Here is a 340-nt window from a genome sequence, read left to right as displayed (position 1 = left end):
AAAACCGCTTTCGATCTCGCTGAATGGCCGGGTGCTTCCGCCTCTCGATCCATTTGCCCGAAAAAACCCGGCAACCATTCCAGACCCTGTGGAGCGGCTTTCGCTGATCCGGGGTGATGTCGAAATCCAGAGCTTCACCCTTCCGCACCACAAACAGATGGGCAAGACGGACTGGGAAGACATCGCCGGACCGGAGGGCCACCTGAAGTCGCAAGGCTTCTATCTGTATCGTGGCAAGAGGCTGATCCTGTACGGGACCTGGTTCGGTCTGTGCCGACAGTCGGAACTGACGAAGCTTTCGCGGGTCAGGATCGACATTCCGAACAGCATGGACGCCGAC

Annotated in this window: 1 protein-coding gene; it reads left to right on the top strand. The window is 58.2% G+C overall.

Annotated features, from left to right (window positions below; translation table 11 throughout):
* A partial coding sequence (locus tag E0702_RS16020) for a hypothetical protein (protein ID WP_439952341.1) occupies positions 1–340 on the top strand: 340 nt, incomplete at both ends.

It is taken from the genome of Halomonas marinisediminis, from assembly GCF_004347715.1.
GTDB lineage: Bacteria > Pseudomonadota > Gammaproteobacteria > Pseudomonadales > Halomonadaceae > Halomonas > Halomonas icarae.
Note: the sequence above shows the minus strand (reverse complement) of the source record. Positions and strands in the feature narration are given on the sequence as shown.